This window comes from Lentilactobacillus raoultii, assembly GCF_900411375.1.
GTDB classification, from domain to species: domain Bacteria; phylum Bacillota; class Bacilli; order Lactobacillales; family Lactobacillaceae; genus Lentilactobacillus; species Lentilactobacillus raoultii.
Window position 1 is genome coordinate 25,395 of the sequence record NZ_LS422982.1, and the last position, 23,916, is coordinate 49,310.

26 protein-coding genes are annotated in these 23,916 nt (G+C 43.4%); 10 read left to right on the forward strand and 16 right to left on the reverse strand.

The genetic code is table 11. The features are described 5' to 3' along the window. Nucleotides 1-51: 51 nt before the first annotated feature. Both ED605_RS01130 and ED605_RS01135 read right to left on the reverse strand, forming a co-directional pair. Nucleotides 52-2,088, reverse strand: a complete 2,037-nt coding sequence (locus tag ED605_RS01130) for an ATP-dependent Clp protease ATP-binding subunit (protein ID WP_121977104.1) — start codon at nucleotides 2,086-2,088, stop codon at nucleotides 52-54. A 435-nt stretch (nucleotides 2,089-2,523) separates the two neighbouring features. Beyond that, nucleotides 2,524-2,943 carry an OsmC family protein gene (locus tag ED605_RS01135; protein WP_121977105.1) on the reverse strand — a complete coding sequence of 140 codons (420 nt, stop codon included), beginning with the start codon at nucleotides 2,941-2,943 and terminating at the stop codon, nucleotides 2,524-2,526. 99 nt (nucleotides 2,944-3,042) lie between these two features. Here ED605_RS01135 and ED605_RS01140 point away from each other — a divergent pair, with 99 nt between their 5' ends. Together ED605_RS01140 and ED605_RS01145 are read left to right on the forward strand one after the other, a co-directional pair. Next, complete coding sequence (locus ED605_RS01140; RefSeq protein WP_121977145.1) at nucleotides 3,043-3,738, forward strand: NAD(P)H-dependent oxidoreductase; 696 nt, start codon at nucleotides 3,043-3,045, stop codon at nucleotides 3,736-3,738. Between the two features lie 4 nt (nucleotides 3,739-3,742). Next, the gene (locus tag ED605_RS01145; RefSeq protein ID WP_121977106.1) at nucleotides 3,743-3,922 is read left to right on the forward strand and encodes a hypothetical protein; all 180 of its coding nucleotides are present in this window, start codon (nucleotides 3,743-3,745) and stop codon (nucleotides 3,920-3,922) included. Nucleotides 3,923-4,037: 115 nt separating this feature from the next. On the opposite strand, the gene thiD is transcribed toward ED605_RS01145, so the two are convergent. Then, the gene (thiD, locus tag ED605_RS01150) at nucleotides 4,038-4,874 is read right to left on the reverse strand and encodes a bifunctional hydroxymethylpyrimidine kinase/phosphomethylpyrimidine kinase (protein ID WP_370824326.1); all 837 of its coding nucleotides are present in this window, start codon (nucleotides 4,872-4,874) and stop codon (nucleotides 4,038-4,040) included. Nucleotides 4,875-5,017: 143 nt separating this feature from the next. Continuing rightward, a complete protein-coding gene (locus ED605_RS14840; protein ID WP_263852921.1) occupies nucleotides 5,018-5,140 on the reverse strand; it encodes a hypothetical protein in 123 nt (40 codons plus the stop codon). Between the two features lie 183 nt (nucleotides 5,141-5,323). Here ED605_RS14840 and ED605_RS01155 point away from each other — a divergent pair, with 183 nt between their 5' ends. Next, a complete protein-coding gene (locus tag ED605_RS01155; RefSeq protein WP_225419014.1) occupies nucleotides 5,324-5,980 on the forward strand; it encodes a YoaK family protein in 657 nt (218 codons plus the stop codon). A 90-nt stretch (nucleotides 5,981-6,070) separates the two neighbouring features. Here the strand turns inward: ED605_RS01155 and ED605_RS01160 are convergent, their stop codons facing one another. Beyond that, entirely contained in the window at nucleotides 6,071-6,736 is a 666-nt protein-coding gene (locus ED605_RS01160) for a potassium channel family protein (protein ID WP_121977109.1), read from the reverse strand. A gap of 43 nt (nucleotides 6,737-6,779) precedes the next feature. Beyond that, complete coding sequence (locus tag ED605_RS01165; protein WP_121977110.1) at nucleotides 6,780-8,117, reverse strand: TrkH family potassium uptake protein; 1,338 nt, start codon at nucleotides 8,115-8,117, stop codon at nucleotides 6,780-6,782. A gap of 290 nt (nucleotides 8,118-8,407) precedes the next feature. Between ED605_RS01165 and codA the strand changes: the two genes are divergently transcribed. Further along, on the forward strand, nucleotides 8,408-9,649 hold the full coding sequence (codA, locus tag ED605_RS01170; protein WP_121977111.1) for a cytosine deaminase: 1,242 nt from the start codon (nucleotides 8,408-8,410) through the stop codon (nucleotides 9,647-9,649). Between the two features lie 136 nt (nucleotides 9,650-9,785). Here codA and ED605_RS01175 read toward each other — a convergent pair whose 3' ends face one another. Then, nucleotides 9,786-10,226, reverse strand: coding sequence for a hypothetical protein (locus tag ED605_RS01175; protein WP_121977112.1), 441 nt, complete (start codon nucleotides 10,224-10,226; stop codon nucleotides 9,786-9,788). Between the two features lie 106 nt (nucleotides 10,227-10,332). Here ED605_RS01175 and ED605_RS01180 point away from each other — a divergent pair, with 106 nt between their 5' ends. Beyond that, nucleotides 10,333-11,370: a ribonuclease H family protein gene (locus ED605_RS01180; protein WP_225419015.1), complete on the forward strand. Its 1,038-nt coding sequence runs from the start codon at nucleotides 10,333-10,335 to the stop codon at nucleotides 11,368-11,370. Here ED605_RS01180 and ED605_RS01185 read toward each other — a convergent pair. Next, a complete protein-coding gene (locus ED605_RS01185) occupies nucleotides 11,367-11,927 on the reverse strand; it encodes a DUF2179 domain-containing protein (protein ID WP_121977114.1) in 561 nt (186 codons plus the stop codon). The genes ED605_RS01180 and ED605_RS01185 overlap by 4 nt on opposite strands. Before the next feature lie 525 nt (nucleotides 11,928-12,452). Here ED605_RS01185 and ED605_RS01190 point away from each other — a divergent pair. Together ED605_RS01190 and pgmB are read left to right on the forward strand one after the other, a co-directional pair. Further along, nucleotides 12,453-12,893, forward strand: a complete 441-nt coding sequence (locus ED605_RS01190) for a VOC family protein (protein ID WP_121977115.1) — start codon at nucleotides 12,453-12,455, stop codon at nucleotides 12,891-12,893. A gap of 104 nt (nucleotides 12,894-12,997) precedes the next feature. After that, the gene (pgmB, locus tag ED605_RS01195; protein WP_121977146.1) at nucleotides 12,998-13,672 is read left to right on the forward strand and encodes a beta-phosphoglucomutase; all 675 of its coding nucleotides are present in this window, start codon (nucleotides 12,998-13,000) and stop codon (nucleotides 13,670-13,672) included. Here the strand turns inward: pgmB and ED605_RS01200 are convergent. Beyond that, the gene (locus ED605_RS01200) at nucleotides 13,654-14,022 is read right to left on the reverse strand and encodes a DUF488 domain-containing protein (RefSeq protein WP_121977116.1); all 369 of its coding nucleotides are present in this window, start codon (nucleotides 14,020-14,022) and stop codon (nucleotides 13,654-13,656) included. The genes pgmB and ED605_RS01200 overlap by 19 nt on opposite strands. Before the next feature lie 45 nt (nucleotides 14,023-14,067). Between ED605_RS01200 and ED605_RS01205 the strand changes: the two genes are divergently transcribed. Further along, nucleotides 14,068-14,697, forward strand: a complete 630-nt coding sequence (locus tag ED605_RS01205) for a DNA-3-methyladenine glycosylase (protein ID WP_121977117.1) — start codon at nucleotides 14,068-14,070, stop codon at nucleotides 14,695-14,697. Between the two features lie 275 nt (nucleotides 14,698-14,972). Here the strand turns inward: ED605_RS01205 and ED605_RS01210 are convergent, their stop codons facing one another. The 4 genes from ED605_RS01210 to ED605_RS01220 form a co-directional block, all read right to left on the reverse strand. Then, a complete protein-coding gene (locus tag ED605_RS01210) occupies nucleotides 14,973-15,473 on the reverse strand; it encodes a phosphatidylglycerophosphatase A family protein (protein WP_121977118.1) in 501 nt (166 codons plus the stop codon). A 136-nt stretch (nucleotides 15,474-15,609) separates the two neighbouring features. Next, the gene (map, locus tag ED605_RS01215; RefSeq protein ID WP_121977119.1) at nucleotides 15,610-16,434 is read right to left on the reverse strand and encodes a type I methionyl aminopeptidase; all 825 of its coding nucleotides are present in this window, start codon (nucleotides 16,432-16,434) and stop codon (nucleotides 15,610-15,612) included. Nucleotides 16,435-16,590: 156 nt separating this feature from the next. Next, the gene (locus tag ED605_RS14530; RefSeq protein WP_162919725.1) at nucleotides 16,591-16,758 is read right to left on the reverse strand and encodes a hypothetical protein; all 168 of its coding nucleotides are present in this window, start codon (nucleotides 16,756-16,758) and stop codon (nucleotides 16,591-16,593) included. Nucleotides 16,759-17,110: 352 nt separating this feature from the next. After that, nucleotides 17,111-17,518 carry a hypothetical protein gene (locus ED605_RS01220; protein ID WP_162919726.1) on the reverse strand — a complete coding sequence of 136 codons (408 nt, stop codon included), beginning with the start codon at nucleotides 17,516-17,518 and terminating at the stop codon, nucleotides 17,111-17,113. A 235-nt stretch (nucleotides 17,519-17,753) separates the two neighbouring features. Between ED605_RS01220 and ED605_RS01225 the strand changes: the two genes are divergently transcribed. Continuing rightward, nucleotides 17,754-17,957: a hypothetical protein gene (locus ED605_RS01225; protein ID WP_225419016.1), complete on the forward strand. Its 204-nt coding sequence runs from the start codon at nucleotides 17,754-17,756 to the stop codon at nucleotides 17,955-17,957. Between the two features lie 126 nt (nucleotides 17,958-18,083). Here ED605_RS01225 and ED605_RS01230 read toward each other — a convergent pair whose 3' ends face one another. Next, nucleotides 18,084-20,045, reverse strand: a complete 1,962-nt coding sequence (locus tag ED605_RS01230; protein ID WP_121977147.1) for a M13 family metallopeptidase — start codon at nucleotides 20,043-20,045, stop codon at nucleotides 18,084-18,086. 512 nt (nucleotides 20,046-20,557) lie between these two features. Between ED605_RS01230 and ED605_RS01235 the strand changes: the two genes are divergently transcribed. Next, nucleotides 20,558-20,830: a hypothetical protein gene (locus ED605_RS01235; protein WP_121977122.1), complete on the forward strand. Its 273-nt coding sequence runs from the start codon at nucleotides 20,558-20,560 to the stop codon at nucleotides 20,828-20,830. Between the two features lie 167 nt (nucleotides 20,831-20,997). Here ED605_RS01235 and ED605_RS01240 read toward each other — a convergent pair whose 3' ends face one another. Together ED605_RS01240 and ED605_RS01245 are read right to left on the reverse strand one after the other, a co-directional pair. Next, nucleotides 20,998-22,920, reverse strand: coding sequence for a S53 family peptidase (locus ED605_RS01240; RefSeq protein ID WP_121977123.1), 1,923 nt, complete (start codon nucleotides 22,918-22,920; stop codon nucleotides 20,998-21,000). A 107-nt stretch (nucleotides 22,921-23,027) separates the two neighbouring features. Next, entirely contained in the window at nucleotides 23,028-23,834 is an 807-nt protein-coding gene (locus tag ED605_RS01245; protein WP_121977148.1) for a TraX family protein, read from the reverse strand. Nucleotides 23,835-23,916: the final 82 nt, after the last annotated feature.

The window sequence follows — 23,916 nt, forward strand, 5'->3', positions numbered from 1 at the left end:
CAACATCACCGCTTCTTGTCAATGGATTAACTCCGAATTTCATCAGAAACATTACTTGTTGGTAGCGGGTTCCTTACTGGTAGTAGGGGTAACCGTGATTTCATGATTTGTGGCTTGAACAGTAAAGTTCTTTTCTTCGGGGTGAGCTAAGAAACTATTGGTTAATTTATCAGTGATTTCCTTCGTAATCACTCTGTGCATTGGTCGTGCACCAAGTTCTTTACTATATCCCATGTTAACCAATTGTTCCTTGGCATCGTCAGTTACTGTGAAGTGAATGCCACGTGACTTGTTGACCAAGTGATCCAAATCGTTGAGCATCAGATCAAGAATCTTCAACAGATCAGCTTTAGTCAATGAATTGAATTGGATGATATCATCGATTCGGTTCAGGAACTCAAGCTTGAAGTAAGGCTTTAAGCGGTCGATGACACTCTTTTGATCGTCAACGTGTTCCTGACCGGCGTTACTGGTCATAATGATGACGGTGTTGCTGAAATCAACCGTTCGACCTTGGGCATCCGACAGACGGCCATCATCCAAGATTTGCAGTAACAGGTTCAAAACGTCTGGATGAGCCTTTTCAATTTCGTCAAGCAAAATCAAACTGTATGGATGACGACGAACCTGTTCAGTTAATTTGCCGCCTTCCTCATAGCCGACATACCCAGGTGCGGAACCGATCAATTTAGAGGCACTGATCTTATCCATATACTCGGACATATCGTAACGAAACATTGACTTGGTTGTCCCAAACAGCTCTTTGGCTAAAGCTTTAGCAGTTTGGGTCTTACCAACACCGGTTGGTCCAACAAACAGGAAGCTGCCAATTGGTCGGTTGCCTTCCGTAAAGCCGACCCGGCTTCGTTTGATAGCGGCAGAAATCGCGTCAATGGCTTTATCTTGGCCGATGACTTCTTTCTTGAGGTCACGATTCAAGTTGTTTAACTGACTAACTTGGTTCTTATTGACATCGGTCACTGGAACACCGGTAATCCGTTCAACAACGTCTTTAATTACATCTGAGGTGACTTCTGGTGCTTCAACCTTGGTGCCATTATCAATGGCCTTGATCTGGTCGTTAATTTTATCTAACTTGTCGCGCAGGTTAGCTGCTTTTTCGTATTCTTCATTTGTCGAAGCATCGTTCTTGGCCTTTTCAAGCTTGGCTGCTTCTTGCTGCAGACTGGACTTGTCCTTCGTAATTGACGAGCTCATCGCAACTTTGGCGCCGGCTTGGTCAATTAAATCAATCGCCTTATCTGGATTCATCCGATCCTGAATGTAACGGTTACTGAATGAAACTGCGGCCTTTAAAGCGTCGTCAGTGTAACGAACGTGGTGGAACTTCTCGTACTTCGGCTTTAAGCCTTTAATAATCGTCAGTGTATCGGCTTCACTTGGTTCATTGACCATAATTGGTTGGAACCGACGGGCAAGGGCTTGATCCTTTTCAATTCCCCGATACTCATTGCTGGTAGTGGCACCAATAAGCTGAAAGTCGCCACGTGCTAATTTCGGCTTCAGAATGTTACCAGCATCCATTTTGTCATCTTCGCCGGTTGAGCCAGCCCCGATGATTTGGTGGATTTCATCGATGAACAGGATGACATCCTTGTTCTTGGAAACTTCGTCAATTAACTTCTTCATTCGCTCTTCAAATTGACCACGAATACCGGTTCCTTGAACCAGTGAAACAACGTCGACTGAAATGATTCGCTTGTTAAGTAATTTTTCAGAAACGTCGCCGTCCACAATCTTTTGGGCGAGTCCTTCAACAACCGCTGTCTTACCAACTCCGGCTTCACCGATGAGCACCGGATTGTTCTTGGTTCTGCGGCTTAAAACTTCTTCCATTTGTTCAATTTCTTTATCTCGACCGATAACCGGATCCAACTTGCCGTCTTTGGCCATTTTAGTTAGATCGGTACCGTACTGGTCTAATAATGTGGTTTTATTTTGAGGCCGCCGCTCTTGAACTTGAACGGGCTGTTGACGCATTTGTGATTGACCGTTCATGTTAGGAAATTGTTGCTTAAAGAACGGGTCATTAAAAATGTCATCGAAAATATCGTCGTTCATATGCATGCCTCCAATTGATGTCTAAATAACGATTCAGTAATTTTAAATTATTAGCTTAATTTAACTCGTTCGGAATATCCGTTCCCCTTCCGAACAATTATATAATATCACGTATTTGTTATTGATGCAAGAATTTGCCTCATGATTTCTTGTTGTCTAAATGCCTGTTTGACAGTATTTATTAAAAATTTACATAAAAAATAAAATAAAAAATTAGCACTCAAAAAAATAAGTGCTAACACGTTTTGTAATCTTTGTAGTTTTTGAAATAAGAAATAATGATTGGGGTGGTGAGGGAGTTAATACTTGACCTAAGACAGTTTTAGGACAACTCCTTCAAGCAACACCTCTCCTGCTAAGAGATCAATCTGAAAAATCCAAAAACAGGATTTCCCGGATTGACGTCTTAGCATCCGGGTGTTAACCGCTTTTGTCCGTTCACTAATTTATGTCAAACGTAAATTCCACCGCTTCCTCCAACGTATTATGGACCGTGCAGAGATGGATCACTTCCTCAATAAATTGGCGATTTTCCTCTTGATTCAAATTGGTTTCGCAGGTAAGCTTGACATTGATTTTAGTCACTCTTGAGGCACCATTTGCTTGTCGTTCGGTTTCACCGGTCACCGTCACTTCGAATTTTTTAATTTTGATTGTCGATTTTGGCCGGTTAACTAATGACGCCGCACTGGCACCCAGGCAAGCGCCAACTGCGCCAAGCAAGTATTGAACCGGGCTGGGGCCGGCGTCCGTGCCACGAAACATGGTGGGCTCGTCAGCGATAAATTGGTGATCGCCAGCCTTGATCATGGTTTGGGCACCAATGTTACGATAGGTAGTGTGAACTGTATGGGTTGTCATGAGAAAGACTCCTTTGCAAATTAGATTAGTTAGTTTTTGACTTTACGCATCTACCATATCAGGTATTTTAAAAATTAAGAAGCAAGGTGATTGATTAAAATGAAAACGTTGATTTTGGTGTCCCATCCAAAAGTCGAAGAATCGGGAACCCAGGAATTTTTGAAAACTAGTGCCGGTAGTCTGGACAATACTACGTGGCGTTACATTGACAAACGTTATCAGGATCATCAATTGGTGGTGGCCGATGAACAGAAACTGTTACGCCAATTTGATCGGATTGTTTTTCAGTTTCCGATGTACTGGTACTCATCACCAGCCAGCTTAAAACGCTACATGGACGATGTTTTTACCAGAAACTTTGTTGTTGCCAAGCAGGGGTTAAAGGGTAAAGAACTCGGCTTGGTACTAACTTTAGGAGATTCGGTGAAAGATTTTCAAGCGGGTGGTCGTGAGAAATTTACCATTTCAGAACTGATGCGACCGTTTGAAGCGTTTGCGAATAAAGCGGGGATGACCTATCTAAAGCCGTTTGTTATTTCACAGTTCGGTTATTTAGACGTTTCAGAAAAGCAACGATTGTTGGTGGCTTACCTCCAATATTTGAGCGCGTCAATGCCACTGACTTTTGAAGTCCGGGAAAAGTGGTTAATTGATCGTTTGAAACGGTTAAAGTCCGATAAGGCCGATCAGCAGCAACAACTACTCGATTTGATTATCGAGTCAATCGACAGTCGCCAAGACCAAATTAATGATTTAAAATTAACCGTTAAGATGATTCGAGATCAGGAGGAATGAGATCATGAGTGAAAACAAAGATTGGGCAGTTGAGCAACTTGCCAAAATGGCAGCACAAGAACCGTCATTTGTTAATCAGTCAATTTTAAAGGCTACCCAGGCATTGATTGCTGAGCAGACTAAACGACTTGATCAGGCTCAACAAGAAGTTGACGGCCGGATTTGGAGTCCGGATAAGTGGTAAATTCAATTTGGAATTTTGCATTAAAAAAACTCGAGGTAGTTTGTAAACCATCTCGAGTCTTGCTGGATTTAAATGAATGACCAACCTTAGTGTTACGCTGTCAGGAAGTGTTTACTTACAGTTCATCTGCCGGCGCCCAATGATTGATCGGACCAAATTTGTGGCCAACCTGAATTTCGTGTTCAATCGCTGTATCAACGAATTTTTTCGCTATCCGGCAGGCTTTTTCAACAGAGTTTCCTTTGGCCAACTCGGCCGCAATGCAAGCGGAGAGGCTGTCACCGGTGCCGTTTTTTCGATCTGTATTGAAGAAAGCGCCAGTTAACCAGAAACCTTTTCCCGACTCAAGCAGGATATAATCGGAAACCTTGGTCTGATTTGGATTGTGATGGCTGCCTTTCAGAACGACATTTTTCGCACCCAGTGCCTTGAGTTTCCGAGCAGCGGTTTGCATATCGTCTTCGGTTTCAATTTGCATTTCGGCTAATTTTTGAGCCTCAAAGAAATTAGGCGTAATGACCGTTGCCAACGGAATCAATTCGTCCCGCAACGTTTGATAAGCACTCTGCTCCAATAACATATTGCCATGTTTAGTCGTAATCACCGGATCAACGACCAGGGGGCCGAAGTCATATTGCTGGTAATTTTTGATGACTGTGCGAATCAATTCGGAATCCGACAGCATCCCGGTTTTGCTGGCCCGCACGTGGTAGTCGTCTGCCAAGTCCTTAAATTCCTGATCAATAAATGACGTTGGTAAATTAACTGAATCATGAATGCCGTAACTGTTACCGGCAACACAGGCGGTCATGACCGAAGTGCCATAGACGTGTCGCCGAAAGAAAGTATGTAAATCTGCCTGCATCCCCGCACTGCCGTCACTGTCGGAGCCGGCAATCGTGAGTGCTTGTGGAAATTCATTTGCCAAAATAATCACCCTATCCCAATTCATATTTATCAATAAAGATACCACAAATTCCGAATAATTGGTCAAAAATTATTGCAATTCATTCAACTTTTGCTGGATAAATTGAAATGAACGTAAACTAAAAGCACCCAAGACAACGTTACAGTTATCCTAGGTGCTTAGTAAGTTTACTTGGCAGGCTTCTGCTTCAAAAAACGTTGAAGATCTGCCAGTTCTTTATTCCGCTTAAGATCTTTCTTGCGGCTAATTGGTCGACGGCCTTGAACGCCGTTTGGATGACAAATACGCATAGTAAACGCTCCTTATTATTTTTCCAATTATAAAATTCCAATAGACTAAATTATTATAATACAAATGCCGGGTGGAACGCAAATTTTTTTGGAATCTCCGGCGCTTATGAGCTAAGATCGTTGCAATTCCACCCTTAACTGCCTATGATATCGAAAGATATGATGGGAGGGGGAGAAAGTCAAATGACAAAAAACGATGAAGTGGGCGTTTTTGAACATCTGATAAGTGGGGCGTTATTAGCAATGGCCGCCGGCGCACTGGATGCCTACACCTATTTGGAAGATGGCGGGGTCTTTGCTGGGCTGCAGACGGGAAACTTGATTTTAACCGGCTTGCGACTTGGCCGCGGCGACTATGGCGAACTGATTCAGGGGATTACGTCCTTAGTCATGTTTGCGGTTGGTGTTGCGATCATCCGGGTAGTGCAATACCATTATCCAAGTGAACAGGTTTTGAAACGGAAATTAGTTACCTTAGGGTACGAGATCGCCTTGTTTATTTTAGTGAGTTTTTTAGCCGGCCGGGTATCGATTCTGGTGACAACCGGTTTATTAGCGATGGCCGCTGCTGCTCAATTACAGGAATTTCGGACGTTGAAAAATGGGCCGTTCACATCACTCATGATGACTGGTAACGTGAGAACTCTGGCAGAAAGTCTTTTGGATGCCATTGCCCAGGGAGATCGAAAAGCGCTTGGAAAAGCCGGTGATATTGTAACCATTATCGGGGCTTTCTTTGTTGGCGCGTTTTTAAGTGGTTATTTGGTAAGTGATTTTCACGGTCAAACTATTTTATTATCAGCCCTGATTTTACTAGTTGCGATGATTGTGGGTCGATAAATGGCATGCTTTAAATCGACAAAATTAATAATTGAGCCCTTCGAAAATCGGTCATCAACCAATTTTCGGAAGGCTTTTTTGGGATGTGGGTTATCTGGTTGCCAAGTTTTCAAAGCGTTGGACGTCGGTTCGAGTACCAATGACCGTGACCACATCGCCCTTCTTTACTATGGTTGCTTGGTTGGGAATGGCGGCCCCTTCCTGATCAACATGGGAAATGGCAATCACGGAAATTTTGTAGCGGTTGGTTAAATCCAATTCGTTAAGAGACTGATTAAAGAATTTCGGATTGGTTAGTTCGAATTCGACCACGGCCAATTCACCCTTTAACTTCAAATCGTTTAAAATCTTGGGTTCCATGACGTGTAGGGCAATTCGTTCGCCCATATCACGTTCGGGCTGAATAATTTCGTCGGCACCCAATTTCTCCAATACTTGAGCATGGCGGGCATTCTCGGCTTTACAAATCAGATGCTTGACACCGAGATCTTTACAAATCAAGGTGGTCATAATACTGGCTTCCAAATCAGTCCCGATGGCAACAAAGACGTTATCGAAGTTACCGATTCCCAACTGCCGAAGTGCCGCTTCATTTTGAGTATCGGCAACAACGGCTTCGGTGGCAATATCCCGAAAGCGATCGATGTTGGCTTCATTTTTATCAATTACTAGAACTTCTTGCTGATTTTGAACCAGTGTATTGACGATACTGCTGCCAAAAAGTCCCAAACCGATAACGGCATAATTACTTTTCATAAAAAAGCTCCTTTATGTGGTAAATTAATGTAACGGCTAACCACTAGCCAATCATGACGTTCTCTTTTGGATAACGAAAAGCGTCTTCTGGGTGCTTTGAATTCAATAGTGAATACATCACGGTGAAGATGCCAACCCGCCCCATAAACATTAGAACCATAAAAATCAGCTTGCCAATTAAGGTCAGGTGAGGGGTGAGGCCGAGTGATAAGCCGGTGGTCCCGAAAGCTGAAACCACGTCGAACAGGATGTATTCAATGCCGAAACGTTTGGGGATGCTTTCGGTCACCGTTAAAATCAATGTGGCGACTGACAGGACGACAAAGACTAGAAAAACCAGCGTTAGGGAACGGGAGATGTTTTCGTTGGTAAATCGCCGACCCATGAAAGTTGCATCCCGCTTGCCGCGCAAGGTCGCCCAAACCCGGATTAGTAGAATGTCGACCGTGGTGCTTTTGATACCGCCGGCAGTGGATCCCGGCGTCCCACCAATCAGCATTAAAATCATCGTGAAAAACATCCCACCCATCGAAATTTTAGTGTAGGGGTAGGTGTAAAAGCCGGCCGTTCGTGGGGTGACCGCCATGAAATAAGTATTCATTAGTCGCTGAAACAGAGTTAAATGCGGATTCTCAGAAAAATTACCCTCGGTTAATAAATAGACGATAAAACTGATGCCGATCAGTCCTAAATAGGTGGTTAGCGCTAATTTGGTATGCAAACTGAGGAAATGATCCTTTCGATACAGGAGCAAATCTTTCCAAACTAAAAATCCCAGTGAGCCTGAGATAATCAAACAGGTCAACACAAACAACAGGTAAGGATCGTTTTGAAATTGGACCAAACTGTTGTCGAATAGGTCAAAGCCGGCATTACAAAAGGCATTGATGGAATGAAAAATACTGCAACTGAGCCCCTGAATCAAGCCGTATTTAGGATAAAAATCCACCATTAATAGACCGACGCCCAGCAATTGAATCGCCAATGACAGGCGAATTACCAGAAAAACCACGCTACGGATATTGGCAAAACTTTCCAGATTGAGGGATTGCTGCGTCAATAGTTGAGTAGTTAGATTGACTTTGCGGCCCATAAAAACAAACATTAAAACCGCGAAGGTCATAAATCCCAAGCCACCAATTTCGATTAGGATTAGAATCACCGTTTTGCCAAAAATACTCCAGTGAAGCGCCGTATTGACCACGGTCATTCCGGTGACGCAGGTAGCGGAAGTGGCTGTAAAAAGAGCGTCAATGTAGCTGATTGCCGTCCCATCCTGGCTTGAAATCGGCAGTGTCAGCAGGCCAGAACCAATCAGAATGATCACTAAAAACCCCAATGTTAAAGTTTGTGGTAACGAAAGTTTTCCCCACCAGTTCACTGTTTAATTCCCTCCAAATCAGCCAATATGTATCTGGTACTTGTTTAGCTATTACCCGCTGGGCTACACTCACTATTTTAGGACCGTTCCGCCCAGCAATGTTCTACATGTAAGGGATTGATTTTAAAAATCCAAGAACGGGATTTCCAAAATCAACGCCTTACACTCCGAACATTACCCGCTGGGCTACACTCACTTATACATTATCTCACAATTTTCAAGCCGGTTCTGCATTCGCGCCCAAATAAGTTATAATACCAATAAAGACACGTTGATAAAGGACTGAGAAAATGCTAATTAAAAATGCTTATATTGAAAATGCCAAGCACACCAGTGATTTGAAAATCGAAAACGGTCAGTTTGTCAAAATTGCGCCAACCATTGATGCCGAGGACGGTGAACAAGTAATTGATGCGACTGGTAAGCTATTGCTGCCGCCATTTGTTGATCCCCACGTTCATTTAGATGCAACTCAAACAGCCGGAGATCCGGAATGGAATCAAACTGGTACCTTATTTGACGGTATTCGAATTTGGAGTGAACGCAAAAAGAAGTTGTCCATTGCTGATGTAAAAACGCGGGCCAAAAAGGCCATCCAGATTCAGGTTGCTAATGGCATTCAATTTGTACGAAGCCACGTTGACGTTACCGACCCGAATTTAACAGCCTTAAAAGCCCTCTTGGAAGTTCGTGACGAGCTAAAGGGGCAGGTTGAATTACAATTGGTCGCTTTTCCACAAGAGGGAATCCTGTCTTTTCCTCATGGTAAGGAGTTGATGACTGAAGCAGCCAACTTGGGTGCTGATGTGATTGGCGGCATTCCTCATTTTGAATTTACCCGAGAATACGCAGTTGAATCGTTGAAGTTCTTAATGAATTTAGCGGAAACCAAAGCCAAATTGGTTGATGTTCACTGTGATGAAATTGATGATCCACAATCCCGCAGCCTAGAGACTTTGGCAACGTTGGCCCTGGAATCCGGGATGGGTGATAAAGTGACAGCCAGTCATACAACTGCTATGGGATCATATAATGATGCCTATGCTTATAAGCTGTTCCGATTACTTAAACTATCTCAAATCAACTTCATTGCCAATCCGTTGGTCAATACGAACTTAGGCGGCCGATTTGACAGCTATCCTAAGCGCCGGGGGATGACTCGGGTTAAAGAATTATCGGCGGACGGCATTAATGTCGCTTTTGGCGAAGATGATTTGAAAGATCCGTGGTATCCAATGGGCAATGGTAATATGTTGGATCCCGTTGAAATGGGGATTCATGTTGGTCATTTGATGGGGTACAACGATATTTTAAACTCGTATCAATTTGTGACGACCAATGCTGCTAAAGCCATGCATATTATGGATCATTACGGAATTGAAGTCGGCAAACCCGCAAACTGCATTATTATGAATAACAATAATTTTTATAATGCACTAAATGAACGATCCGAAATTTTGTATTCGATTCACCAAGGACGTGTGTTGGTCAAAACAGATCCCAAACAGGTTCATAATTATTTGAAGGACTAATTTTAGGGTGAAAGTTAAAAACCACCCTCAACTCATCCCTGAAAACGGCTTTTTCAGAAATGAGTTGAGAATGGTTCGCAAAAATGACGACGATAACAGCCTTAGAATTCGGGCGTTAATTGCTTTTGATCAGGCACTATTTTTTCTTGGCTGCTTTTTTCTTTGCCACAGCCGCTTTCTTTTCTTGCGATCGTTTGCGAAGAATATCCTTTAATTCGTTGATATCATCTTCATGCTGATTCTTCCACTGCTTATAAGAAGTACTTGTATCGGTATCGGTTGGTTTAAGACCGGTGTCCAACCAAAAAATAGCTTCAGTTAAACTTGGAAAATTATGCATCCAGAGTGTTTGACCATTTTCGGAATCAAACGCAACGTAGGAACGTGGGTGTCGCTGCAAAAAAGTGTGCTTTCTGATTTTAAAAGCTTCCCGTTTTCTTGTAAGGCGATAGTCGGGTAAAATGTATTTTCCCTGCTTTTTAAGTTGTGGGAAACGTTCATTAATTTGATCTGATCGGTCTTTAAGAAGTGCCTTGGCTTCTTCGACCATAATCAATGTGGCTTTAGTTCGGGTCATGTGGTCTTTGCCCCCTTTTACTTACTATTCTCGCATAGATTTATCTAATTGAAAAGTGGATAGAAATATTATGAGTATTTTTTCTGAAAATTTATAAAATTTGGAGGTGAAATTATTGAAATATTACGCTGTTTTAAAAGGACGAAAACCCGGTCTCTATACTTCATGGGACGAAGCCAAGCAACAAGTTTCGGGCTTTTCGGGCGCCAAATATAAAAGCTTTAAAAGTTACGAGGACGCGGCGGCTTACTTAGGTAAAAAGCCGGGAGCGTCAAGCCTTCCAAAAGTCAAAAAAAGTGCGGGGACCGGCCAGACTAGTCAGCAACCACTTGATTTGGCTTTTGGCGATGAGATTACGGTCTATTCGGATGGTGGTTCCAGAAGCCACGGTAACCGTACTGGCGAACACGTTAAAGAGACGGATAAGGCGGCTTGGGCTTATTTGATTACCATGGCTGATCCCAAACAAGAGGTTTCCGACACTGGTGGTGAATATGGTGCGACTAATAACCGGATGGAAATTATGGGGCTGTTAAAAGCACTAACCTACTTAGTAGCGCATCATTTTGAAAAGCGACCAATCACAGTGGTTTCTGATTCCAAGTATGTCTTGAATGCTCTTACAAAGGGCTGGCTATCTAACTGGCAAAGACGAGGTTGGAAGCGGGCTGACGGTCCCTTAATCAATAAAGAACTTTGGCAGCAGATGGCCGAAATTTTAAAGAAAATCCCAGATATTCGCTACGAATGGACGAAAGGTCACGCAAATAATGACGGCAATGTTTTTGTCGATAACTTGTTGAACCAGACAATGGATCAAATGACGGCCAAAAAAGAGCAGGGGACTTCTCAGTCGACAGCGACTGTGGCAAAAGTAACTGATGCAGAAACAACCGATTCAGAAACAGCTGAGTCAACTGCACCGGAAGTGACCGAAACGACGGCAGCTCAAGAAGATGAAAAAACCGCCCCTGAGTCTGCTCATGAAAGCAAGAGTAAGCGGCGGAAAATTAAATTGGATACCGAAAGTCTCAAACCTTCCGAACCGGCACCGACACATTTGTCACCGGAAGTTGAGAAATCGGTTCATGATGTTGAAGAAAGCTTGAAAAAATTAGGCTTTTATCATGGTCATTTGGATTAACGTGAATTGACACCGTGGTAACGACGATCCACTTCTTTACTCCAGAAGCCACCGGACAATTGAACGGGCTCTTGAACCATGATAAAGGCATCCGGCGAAATTTCCTTAATTTGTTCCATAAGCCGCCGATCAGCTTTTCGAGGTGCCAGAATGCTGAGTACCAAACGGGCTCCCGAACGACCTTCAGCACGGGAAACGGTAACCCCATAACCTAAATTACGAAGCTTTTCAGCCAGTTCTTCATTATGGGCGTGGACTGGATTTTCCGGATCGATTTGAACCGTTACTTGGAAGTTGACATAACCCAAGGCGATTTTATTTTCGATGACAATGCCAATGTAGATGCCGACACCGAAACCAACCGCATAGGAAGCGACGTTTAGTGGGCTGTCGATATGGTCCAATGCGATAGCCAGTGCGATCACGTAAACCAGTTCCTCGCCGACTGCGACAAGGGGTGCCAAAAATTGATGCCCCTTAACAACCAGCATGGTTCTAAAGGTGTTGATTGAAATGTATAAGGCGTTCAAAACAAAAATCGTAAGTGCAAGTTCCATTAGTAAATTCCTCCCAGGTGAGTTTGAGCAATATAGTTGTCAAGTTGTATGATATTGATGGTTGTTATAGATCTGATTGTTGAATAGGTTGATCCTCCTTGGACTTTAGTAATAGTTTACTCTTTTTGAAGCGAAATAGTAGTAGGTGAGGGGATGCTAATCGTTTGGCTACGCTCACTGACTTAGGACAACTCCTCAAAGCAACCTCACTTCAGCTAAGGGATCGATTGGCAAAATCCAGACCCAGGATTTCCCCAATCGACGCCTTAGCTTTCGGAGGTTAACCGCTTTGATCCGTTCACTGATTTAGGACAACTCCCAAAAGCAACACCGCTCCTGCTAAGAGATCAATCTGAAAAATCCAAAAGCGGGATTTTTCAGATTGACGTCTTAGCCTCCGGGTGTTAACCGCTTTTGTCCGTTCACTGTTAACATTGACATCCCCTTCAATTAACGGTATTCTAAAATTTGAACATAAATTATGATAATGATTATATCTAAAAAATAGTAAGGGTTGCTGACCTAATGGGTAATACGAAATTAATTCCATACTTAACATTTGAGAACACTAAAAATGCGCTTGAATATTATAAGCGAGTATTTGGGGCGACGGATGTCACTCGTGAATCACCGACCGAAAAGCAGGCTGAAGCGATGTCCCTTAATCCGGACGTTGATCTTGATAACCTGACACTTCAGGCAAGCTTTAAGGTGTTGGGACAACAAGTTTTTGCTGCCGACAGCTTCTTAGGTAAACCAGTCGTGTCATCGTTGATTTCCTTGATGTTGGAGGTCGATGCGCACGATTCCGATGCGGAGACGGCTTTGGAAAATCTCTACAAGCAAGTTGCCGAGTCAGAAGAGGTTAAAGTGATTATCACGTTTGAAAAGAAGTCATCCGGTAACAAGTACGGCCAAGTGGTCGATAAGTACGGCGTTACCTGGATCTTTAACGCGGTTAAGTAATGGACTCGTAGATTAAATAAAAACGAGGGAGAGAGAATTGAGGTAATTTTCTTTCCCTCGTTTTATAATGATTGAGAGGACTAAGGGTGAAAGGGGCGATCATGGTGAGTGATTTTGACAAAGTAAAAGGTGTTTTATTCGATCTTAACGGGATTATTACCGACTCGTGGGCTTATCACAGCCGTTCCTGGCAGGAAATTGCCAATCAGTTGGGCATTAACTGGACGGACGAGCTGGAAGAAGCCATCAAGGGTCGGGATCGAATCGACTCATTAAACGCCATTTTAGCGTCGGCTGGTAAAGCGGATGAGTATTCGCTTCAGCAAAAAGAGACACTTGCAGATCAAAAAAATGAGATTTATCAAACGATGTTGGATAAAATGAATCCTGGCGATATTCTGCCCGGCATTCCGGCATTTCTGGATGAATTAACCGCTAATGATTATCAAATGATTATTGCCTCTGCTTCTGCCAACGCGCCTAAAGAGATTCGCAAACTGAAGCTTGAAAAATATTTTCCACTAATCGTTGATCTAAAGACGATCAAACACAACAAGCCGGCACCGGATGTCTTTGCCAAAGCCGCCGAAATGCTTCATTTGCTCCCGGAGGCCTGCGTTGGCATTGATGACGGGATGGTAGGTGTTGAATCGATCAACGCAGCTGGCATTGTTTCAATTGGCGTTGGCGATCCACAAGTGCTCCATGAAGCCGACATTAATTTTGAAAGCACTCGGCAATTGACCCTTGAAAATATCCGTCAGGCTTGGCCCAAGTGAGCATCTAAGTATTGTTTTAAAACAACGGCTTGATTATGTTCACGATCTTTGGCGCCATAAAGCAGAATGACATTTTCGGCTTTTAGTTTGTCTTGGACAAGGGAGACAAAGTCAGCTACTTGGTCATTTTGCTTTAATTCATCAAGGTATTTTTGCTTAAAATCAGGAAACTTTTTGGGGTCGTGTGAAAACCATGACCGCAATTCTTTGGAAGGGGCGATTTGCTTTTCCCATTGATCCAATTTTGCGTTAACTTTTGAAATTCCCCGTGGCCATAACCGGTCAACCAGAATTCGGTAACCGGACAAATCTTGTGGCTTATCGTAAATTCGTTCAAGTTTTAGTTCCATATTAAAAATTCCTCCAATAGAGATTATTTTGAAAGCTGTGATAATTTGCTTACCAGTGATCCATTTTATGCCAGCGCCCCGACCGATCAAATTGCCCAAAAAATGTTGGGGATGCTGCTTACATATCAGTCACCCAAAGGTCTAGTGGGCGGCTGGATTGTCGAAACCGAAGCCTATATGGGCCAGTTGGATTCGGCAGCTCATGCTTTTAAAGGACGACGAACCGCTTCAAATGAACCATTATACGGGCCTCCAGGTACAGTTTACATCTATTCAATTCATGGGCGATACCTACTTGATGTGGCTGCCCAGCCAAAAGACGTCCCACAAGGAGTTCTCATTCGCGCCGTTGAGCCGTTTGTCGGCCAAGAAATTATGATGAAAAATCGCACCAAAACCGGTTGGGACTTAACCAATGGCCCAGGCAAACTCATGGAAGCCTTTGGAATTTCAGATAAGAAAATGAATTTTGAGATCTTCGGTGATAGTAAACTAAACATCGATCAGCATCGTAAAAAAACGCCTAAAAAAATTGGCGTCTCGAACCGTGTCGGCGTTTCAAATCAAGGCGATTGGGCTGTCAAACCGCTAAGGTACTTTGTGGCGGGAAACCCGTACGTTTCCGGAATGAAGAAACGGGGGATGGACCTTACTGATTTTGGCTGGCGGGCTTAGGAAATGTTGACCGTTTGGCTGCGTTCACTGGATTAGGACAACTCCCAAAAGCAACACCGCTCCTGCTAAGAGATCAATCTGAAAAATCCAAATGCGGGATTTCCCAGATTGACGTCTTAGCATCCGGGTGTTAACCGCTTTTGTCCGTTCACTGGATTAGGACAACTCCGCCAAACAGCATCATTCCATATACGGGATCGATTAGCCAAACCCAAAACCAGGGTTTCACTAATCGACGCCGTATATTCCAGATGCTAACCGTTTGGCTGCGTTCACTAATTGTTTCTATGCGCAATCCTTGCCGATACCGCGCTGGCAATCGCGCCGACAATATCGTCAATAAACGTGTAAGAAGTGCCATTCTTGGCTTCGTCCAGTTTTTTAATGACCCCGGTCTTATCTCGATCAATGTATCCATAGTTGGTGATGCCAATGGTGCCATAGATATTGGCGATGTTTAACGCAATCCCTTCATCAACACCGAAAACGCCGGAATCGTTCATAATGATGCTTTCTAATGGTTCCTGGAGTTGGCCTTCGGATGCCAATCGGTCCAATTCCAAACCAACCATGGCGTTATTCAGCACTTCCCGTTTATGCAGGACGTTAGTGGTGTCCTTTCGAACCTCTTCCATAGTGAGATTCGGGATGAATGGTTTTTGTAAATTAATGGCCATTTGGGAAATGTCATCCGGCGTAATCCCACGTTCCTTTAAAGCTTTGATAACAAAGTTATACGCTTTGGTGTCTGGAAATTTAAAATTCTTATTGTTCATTTATAACTAACCTCCAATTTAGAAAAAAGCCGGGTCAAAAATTAAATTTTGCACCCGGCTTTAATCGTTTATAGTTATTCAGACAACTGCGTCAAGCGCGGTTCTTTATTTTAAAGATCAATTCAAAAGCTTTGAGTTAGCTTCTTGAATTGATGTCTTGCGTTTCGTGATAGATATACTTTGCGTCAATGTCCGGATCCTGAATCGTCAGAATTTTTGGACCGTCTTTGGTGATGGCTAAAGTATGTTCATATTGTGCCGAAGGACTACCATCAGCTGAGACGTAGTAGGTCCAATCATCTGCTTTGTCATAACGATCCTTGATCTCCCAAGTGCCGGTGTTGACCATTGGTTCAATGGTGATGGTCATTCCTTCCTTGAGTCGTAAGCCACGATGGGCAACCCCATAGGCCGGCACATTTGGCTCTTCATGCATTTTTGGCTGAATGCCGTGGCCGATCAGTTCCCGAACATCGCCCATGTGGTGTTCATCTTCAACGTAGGTCTGGATGGCAGCACCGATGTCACCAAGTCGATTACCGATGACAGCTTGGTCAATTCCAAGGTACAAAGCTTTACGGGTAACTTCCATTAAGTTTTTAATTTCTGGTGAAACGTCACCGACAGCGTAAGTCCAGCAAGAGTCACTTTCAAAGCCATCTTTATTGACAGTTAAGTCGACTTTAACAACGTCGCCGTCTTTCAAGATTAGTCCCTTACGCGGAATGCCGTGGGCAACTTCATCATTAACCGAGACACAGGTGGCAAATTTGTAGCCCTCAAAGCCCATTTCTGAAGGGTAGGCATGGTGATCTTTAATGTATTTTCGGGCGAATTCTTCAATGTCCCAAGTGTCCAAGCCTGGCTTGATCATTTTTCTTAAGCCTAAGTGGACACCGGCCAAGACTTTTCCGGATTCAGCCATTTTTTCTATTTCACGTGGTGATTTTAATGTAATCAAGTTTTTCTGCTCCTTAGGAATGATTTAGTACTTATAGACGATTAAACCACAATTGGTAGTCGCCTTGCAACCGGAGTGAGGAATGACAATGCTGATATCATAACCCAAACAAAATGAGGTTGCCAGCAAAACGATCGTTTTACTCCAACCTCGTAATTATGCTTCGTCGATGATCCCTTTTTGAAGGGCTTCCAAAATTAACTTAACTTCAGTAATTTTGGAATCAACTAAATATTGTGTTGGTTCATCTTTTTCATTTTTGGCGGTATTCATTTGATCATTCAAAAATTTTAATTGATCATGAAGATATTCAGCTAGTTTCATGATGGTCACCTCACAGGTTCTCTTTACTACTATTATATATCTTTTGGAAAAAGTGTACAAAAATATGTTCAGTGAACGGACAAAAGCGGTTAGCACCCGGAGGCTAAGGCGTCAATCTGGGAAATCCTGTCTTTGGATTTTCCAGATTGATCTCTTAGCAGGAGCGGTGTTGCTTTTGGGAGTTGTCCTAAATCAGTGAACGGACAAAAGCGGTTAACCTCCGAAAGCTAAGGCGTCGATTGGGGAAATCCTGGGTCTGGATTTTGCCAATCGATCCCTTAGCTGAAGTGAGGTTGCTTTGAGGAGTTGTCCTAAGTCAGTGAACGGACAAGAGCGGTCACACCCTCTAAGCTCACTTTCTTTGCAACTTGCGTTGAACCCAGCTGGTGATCCAATAGACCAAAAAGAAAATTGTGAGGAAAAAGCTGCTGGTGCAAACCAAGTAACTGATTGTCCAAGCCGCCTGTAAATAATCAGGAAGTTTAATTGATTGAAATGAAAAGAAAATAAAGGTAAATAGAATGTCACAGCCAAAAGCGACTCGACGTCCCAACTTTGAGTTGGACAATCCTTTTCGGTCTTGGGCAATCAAATAGGTCATGGAATGAACTGAAATGATTAAAGAACCACTGGCCAAGACAAAAAAGATTAATTTTTTCTCTGGCGTCGTGTTCAGAAAGAATGCAAAAAGCAGGGCCATGAGGATCCCTAAAACATCTAGAACACTAAGCCAGCGATATCGTCTGATTGTTGATGCCAATTTTTAATCAAATCCTTTATAATTCAAAGTTTGTTCATGATGATATGATTTGTTGAATTGAGAAGCGTTATCTTTTTGGGGTAACAAATTGATGCGTATTCATTAGTAGATACTTCTTTCAAATTACCAAATCATTTAGTGCTCGTCAAGATTTGACGTGGCCATGATGAATTTCTATCGTGACGGTTGTACTTCGCTGACGTTAAAGCTATCCTAATGATAGGGGGCGACAATAGTGACAGATAAATTGTGGTTAAAATGGTTCTTCGTATTCTTCTACTTAATAATGGGCGTCTTACTGCTAATGGGTCACAGTATGATTGTGATGGCCATGATGGCGGTGGGGATGCTGTTGGAATCTTTGGATAGCTTAATTGAAACTTATTTGAATCGAGAACCCAAGGAAACGAGCGGCCTGCAGAAACGCCATCAAGCATAGGCAAATGACCCGACTGTTTTGATGATTGGAAAATGGTCGGTTGATTTGCATATGTGAAACTAAAAAGCAACGGTGAGTTGAGAAATGTCAACTTCATCGTTGCTTTTTGTGTTTTTAGAGACTGAATTACCAGATTTTAACTCGATCTTCCGGCTTCAAATACATGCCGTCGCCGGGTTTAACCTCAAAGGTTGAATAAAAGTCGTCCAGATTTTTAACTTGAACGTTGGCCCGAAGTTCAGCCGGGGCGTGAACGTCAATGTTTAATAGCAATTGTTTGTACTGGCTTGTGGCCTTCATACGCCAGATTTTTGCCCAGTTAATGAAGAAGTCATACAAGTTGTAATCCGGCTCGTTCTTGGCGGCTTCATCAGCACAACTTAAACCACCGGCATCGGCAATATTTTCCGAAACCGTCAGCTTACCGTTAACCTTACTACCGGCAAATGGCAGCCCGTCGAATTCTTTAATCATTTTATCGGCTAATTTGGTGAAGTAATCGTGATCGGCTTTGGTCCACCAATTGTTAAGGTTACCAAATTCATCAAATAGCGAACCGTTGTTATCAAAAGCGTGTGAAATTTCGTGAGCCATAACAGCGCCAATCCCACCATAGTTTTGACTTGAATTTTGATCCAAACTGTAGAAAGGTGCCTGCAAAATCGCTGCTGGAAAGACGATTAGGTTTTTAAATGGATCGTAATAGGCATTAACGGTGCTGGCACTCATTTCCCATTTAGTCCGATCAACCGGTTTGCCAAGTTTAGCGTAATTATCGGCTAAGGCAACCTGACCAATTTGAGTCATATTGTCAAACAGGGTTCCGCCTTGACTTTCAGGCGTGATCTTGAATTTGTATTCCAACTCGTCGATGTGGTCGGGATAACCAACGTGTAAGCCAAGCTTGTCCAGTTTAACAATGGCTTTTTGACGGGTTTCTTCGCCTAACCAAGTGTTGTTTTGAAGGCGGTTTTTATAAACACTGATCATGTTGCGAACCATGTGCTCAACGTCCGCCTTGGCTTTTGGCCCAAAGTATTTCTTGGCGTAGTAGTCACCAATGGTTTGGCCAAAGGTTCCAGTTGCCAGATAGAAGGCCGACTTCTTTTGCGGAGTGGCTTCTTTTTTGCCTGAAAGGGCCCGGCTGAAAGTCGATCCCGTTTGCCGAAATTCTTCAGATAAGTATCCAGCGGCAGCATAGACCGTGTTGACCAGCATCCAATTCTTCATATCTTGGAAACTGTTATCGTTTACGATGTCATCCAGAGCCTTAAAGAATTGTGGCTCAGTGACGATGATTTGCTCAGGAACTTTTTCAAAGAGGCCGGCTGCCAAGCTGTTTAAATCAAGATGACTGCTTGATTTGGCGAAGTCGGTAAATTTCTGTGGGTTGTACATCTTGCTGTAATCAGCGGCCTCTTCGGCTGACTTGACGTGAGGCGCGATGGCGGCATCGAATTTCTTGGCCGATTCAACAATCTCATCGGCTTCGTTGCTGCTGTAATCGGCCAATATCAGGAGTTGGCTGAGCGTCTTGGTCAGGACCGGCATTAATTGAGCATAGGCTGGATTATTGTTTTCGTAATAGGTGCGGTCCGGCAGGAATAGGCTGGGACTGTTGGCAAACAGTGCGTTGACCTGAGTGTTCTTCATATCAGGTTCAACGAAGAAGCCCAAGGGCAATGGAAAACCGGTTTTAACCCAGTCGGCAATTTGATGGTTTAAATCATCAAAGCTTGACAGATTTTCAATTTTTTCCAAATAGGGTTTTAATGGTTCGGCACCGTCAGCATCCCGTTTTTTGAAGTTTTGAGCTAAGTCATAAAGCTTCAGCATTTCCGAGAATGGCGCTTCAAAACTGTCATTATTTTTGGCTTTCGCATCGTCCAAGTCACTCATGAGTTCCTTGTCGATGTTGTCTTTGAGATCCATAAAGCCACCGGTCGAGGAATGATCAGCGGGAATTTTGGCGGTCTTTTCCCATCGGCCGTTGACGGCTTGATAAAGGTCATCCTTTAACAGTGATTCATCGATTGAATCATCGGTGGGCTGATCGGCTTTGCCACCTTGTGCGTTGGTTGTCTTCATAATTACTTTTTTCAAACTGAATTCCTCCCTGCTAAACGTCATTGAAATAAGTATAGGCTATTGAAGGGGGAAAGAAAAGCAGTGAGCGGACAAAAGCGGTTAGCACCCGGATGATAAGACGTCAAACTGGGAAATCCCGGGTTTGGATTTTTCAGTTTGATCTCTTATCAGGAGTGGTGTTGCTTTTGGGAGCTGTCCTAAGTTCAGTGAGTGGATTCAAGCGGTTAGCATCTGGAATATAAGGCGTCGATTGGGGAAATCCCGGGTTTGGATTTTTTCAATCGATCCCTTATATGGAATGATGCTGCTTGAAGTAACTGTCCTAAGAAGAGTGAGTAGATCAAAGTGGTTAATTTACGGAGACTAAGGCGTTCGTCGGCGAAAAGCCTGGGCTTGGCTTTTTGTCGATTAATCCCTAGATCACTCAAGCTTATTGGGAAATGATCAAAAAAATTTCACATTTTTCTTGTAGTATGGGTAACAAAATTACAAACTTTTGGAGGGCTTTATCAATGAGTTCAAACGATGATGGGTATCAAGAGCGACATGCGAAACGCATAAAGCACGAAATTGTTTGGTGGATTACATACTTATTTTCCCTTTTTATTTCTTTTAAGATTTTTGATTTCGTCGGAAATATGGTTGGCGTCATATTAATTCACTGGCTTACCAAAGTTAATCCATGGGTAATTGCGATTCCAGCGTATCTTTTCATTTTGATTTCTACTTTCTATGTGGCAATCAAGGTGACTCATAAATTGGTAGGAAAGCTGGACTTGGGATAATGAAAGTAAATAATTCGCGAAAAGATCTGGCTATTAAGCGGTAGGAACAGTTCAGGCAACACTTATAATAAGAAATCCCGTGTGGTCAGCATACTAAGTCGATCACACGGGATTCCTTTAATTCTTGATTGATAAAAATTTTTAAGCCATAAAATGCAATTTAAACGTTACCGCGCGTTTTCATCATTGAATTTAGCATAGAGCTTCTCGAAATCGATGGTCCCAAGCCCAGTTGCCTGATTGTACAGCTTGCCAGGTTGACCGGTGTAATACAAATTGTTGTTATTATCGGCATCGTCCAAGACGTGAAATGGCGTATCGGCTTGTTGAGCAAATTTGTAAATTTGAGGATTCCAGAAGCCAATCGGCGTACTTCGCTGGGTGTTCATAACGGCGTTGGCAGCGGCCATTTGTGGCGCCACGTAACTGGTCCCGCCACCGATCGTCCAAATTTTTTTAGGTGTCAACTTAAAACTCTTATGAGTAATGTTAAGCTGGTTGCCGGAGACGTAAGTGGCGTACCCGGTTTGGGAGTCGGCATTGCCGGAAACATCCGGTAGATTTCTGGCATTTCCAGTACCCGTAATGACTCTGGGATGCTTATTGATGGCGTAATGGCCCTTGCCGAGATACTTCAAAAGGGTGATTGCCCGGAAAGTGTTGACACCAGGAACGCCCAATTGATATCGGGGTGTCGGGTTGAGTGCTGAGAAGCCGCCACCACTGCCAGGGAAGACCCCGGCTTTGATCTCGGCAGGACTGGCACTATAAATATCACCCCAAGCGCGTTCTTTGGTAACCTTAATGATCTTATCATGAATGATCTTGGTGTAAGGCAGTGTCGTGCCGCCAACGATCACTTGATAGGGTGAGGTTGACATGACGTGATTTTCCTTGCCGATGGGGGACTCACTGCGTCCATAATCACCGCTGGCTCTGAAAACAGTAATTCCTTGGGCAGCTGCTTGTTCCAACATTAAGTTAAATGCATGGGTGTACTGTTGCAGCGAAGCACTGTGATCCGTCCAGCTTTTGGCCAGTTCAACACCGGGACCAAAGCTGGTCGTGAGTTGCTTATCATTGTTTTCTGAAATGGCGGTCATAAAGCTGGTGTAGTGCATCGATGGTGTAGACGTGGCATCATTGTTGGTTTGGCCAATGTAAACGTCGATTTGAGCTTTGGGTGCAACTGAACTGGCTGATTGAACGTCCAGCGAAGTTTCTGCCTGATAAGGCGTTAAAATTTTGCTGGTTAAACTGCGTGCAGCTTTTTTACTGCCTACCGGATAAATTCGATGAATCCGGCTGGTATCGTCCGGTAAGCCGACTTGTTTTAAGTAGGTTTTAATATCGCCCATTCGAAAATCGGCGTGGGTGATAATCCCAATCCGTTGTCCCTGGCCTTCCAGTCCTTGATTATAAAGGCTGGTTAAGTGGTAGCAATTAGCAAACTTTAGGGCACCATATTTTCGTGAAAAAGCGTTACCGGTGACATCGGTATTTGGTTTGGCGTCACTGATCGGCACACCAATGTCCTTTAAGCTCGACAATTTGGTAAACGACTTTTTAGTTGGCGATTTTTTGGTTGACTTGGTTGATTTCTTTGAATGGGTCTTGGGGTTGGGCGCGTATACCCCAATGACAGCCACCACCTGCTTGGATAGTTTTCCTGGTAACTTGTAGGTGGTTTTTGAAGGCAATCCTTTTTGTCTGACATACTTGGCCTTAAAGGCTTGGTTGACATTAGCTTTGGTTCCCTTGATTTTGAGCGCTAAATTTCCTGGATAAACTGTGGCACTCAGATGGTAGCCACTAAGATATTTTTTAAATGCTTGTAAGTAGTCGGTTGACTGGCCAAATTTATCAGCGAATTCTCCGGGCGATAAATAGTGATGAAAGTCACTCGAGGTGGGGTCAACTGTGTGATAGACGTAATCGGTCAGACTTGATTCACTGGTTGGCTTAAGAGCAACGTTCACCACGGTTTGGCGCCGATCAACTTTGGTTTTAGCTTTAGCATTGGCAGTCACGGTGGTGCCCAAAACCAGCGTGCCGCTTAGTAAAGCAACTATCAGATATTTTTTCTTCAATTAAATCACTTCTCCCCAGAATTAATTAATCGACTCAATTATAGCAATTCGAGTTGTTAAACTTGCTAATCATGCTCTGATTCCTGGGGAGAAGCGACTAACGATTTTTAGGATTTGATTCCTAATAGAGCAGCTAAAATATAGAGGCCCCAGATGTGAAGTGGGTAGAAAGCGTAGAAGAAGCCTTTCATACTTTTACCGAGTTGGCCATTGTAAAGTGAAAGTGGGATGATGGCTAAGATTTCCAACCATTGGGTGTTTTGGGTGAAGAGACCGGTAAAATGAAACCCGGTTGTCAGAAGGGCAAATCCGGCAATTGCCACCATTTGCCAGTTGCGGTGATGCCGCAAAAGGTAAAGAACCGGTCCTAAATACAGGAAAATTGAATTTTCAGCGATAAATGGGGTCGGTAGCAGCAAAACTACAGCCGATGCGTAGTGAGGCATGCCGGGCTGGGTGAGTAGAATTGCCACAACACTTAGCAGAAGGGGGATGGCGACGATCAAAATTCCCATCAATAATTTACCTGGTCGGTGCTGTTTTTTGCCTTCTGCCACCGTTTGAATCCCATACATTGTCAGGACGCCGACAAATAAATCAGCGAAGATATTATTCATCAACCCGAGATTGCCAACGCTGAAGAGCCGACCGATGACCATATTACCAATTGCCATGACCCAAAAACCGATCAGTAGGCGCAGTAAATAGCGCTTTTGATCATGGGTGTGAGTAAATCCCTCAACACTTAAAAACATGAAGAGGGTGGCCACCGGACGGCCAAATAGGTCGACCCGGGTTGGCACGCCGGCGCCGGCAAACATTTCGTGAAAGTGATCGATGAACATTAACGTGATGCCGAGAATCTTAATGTCGAAATTTGTTAATCCACGGCGCTTAATGGTTTCCAAAAATATCAAATCCTCCAAAAGATCAATTTGTTAATTGGTTAGTTATATGACTAACTAACGTCGTGTGTTAAAAATATCGGATTTGATG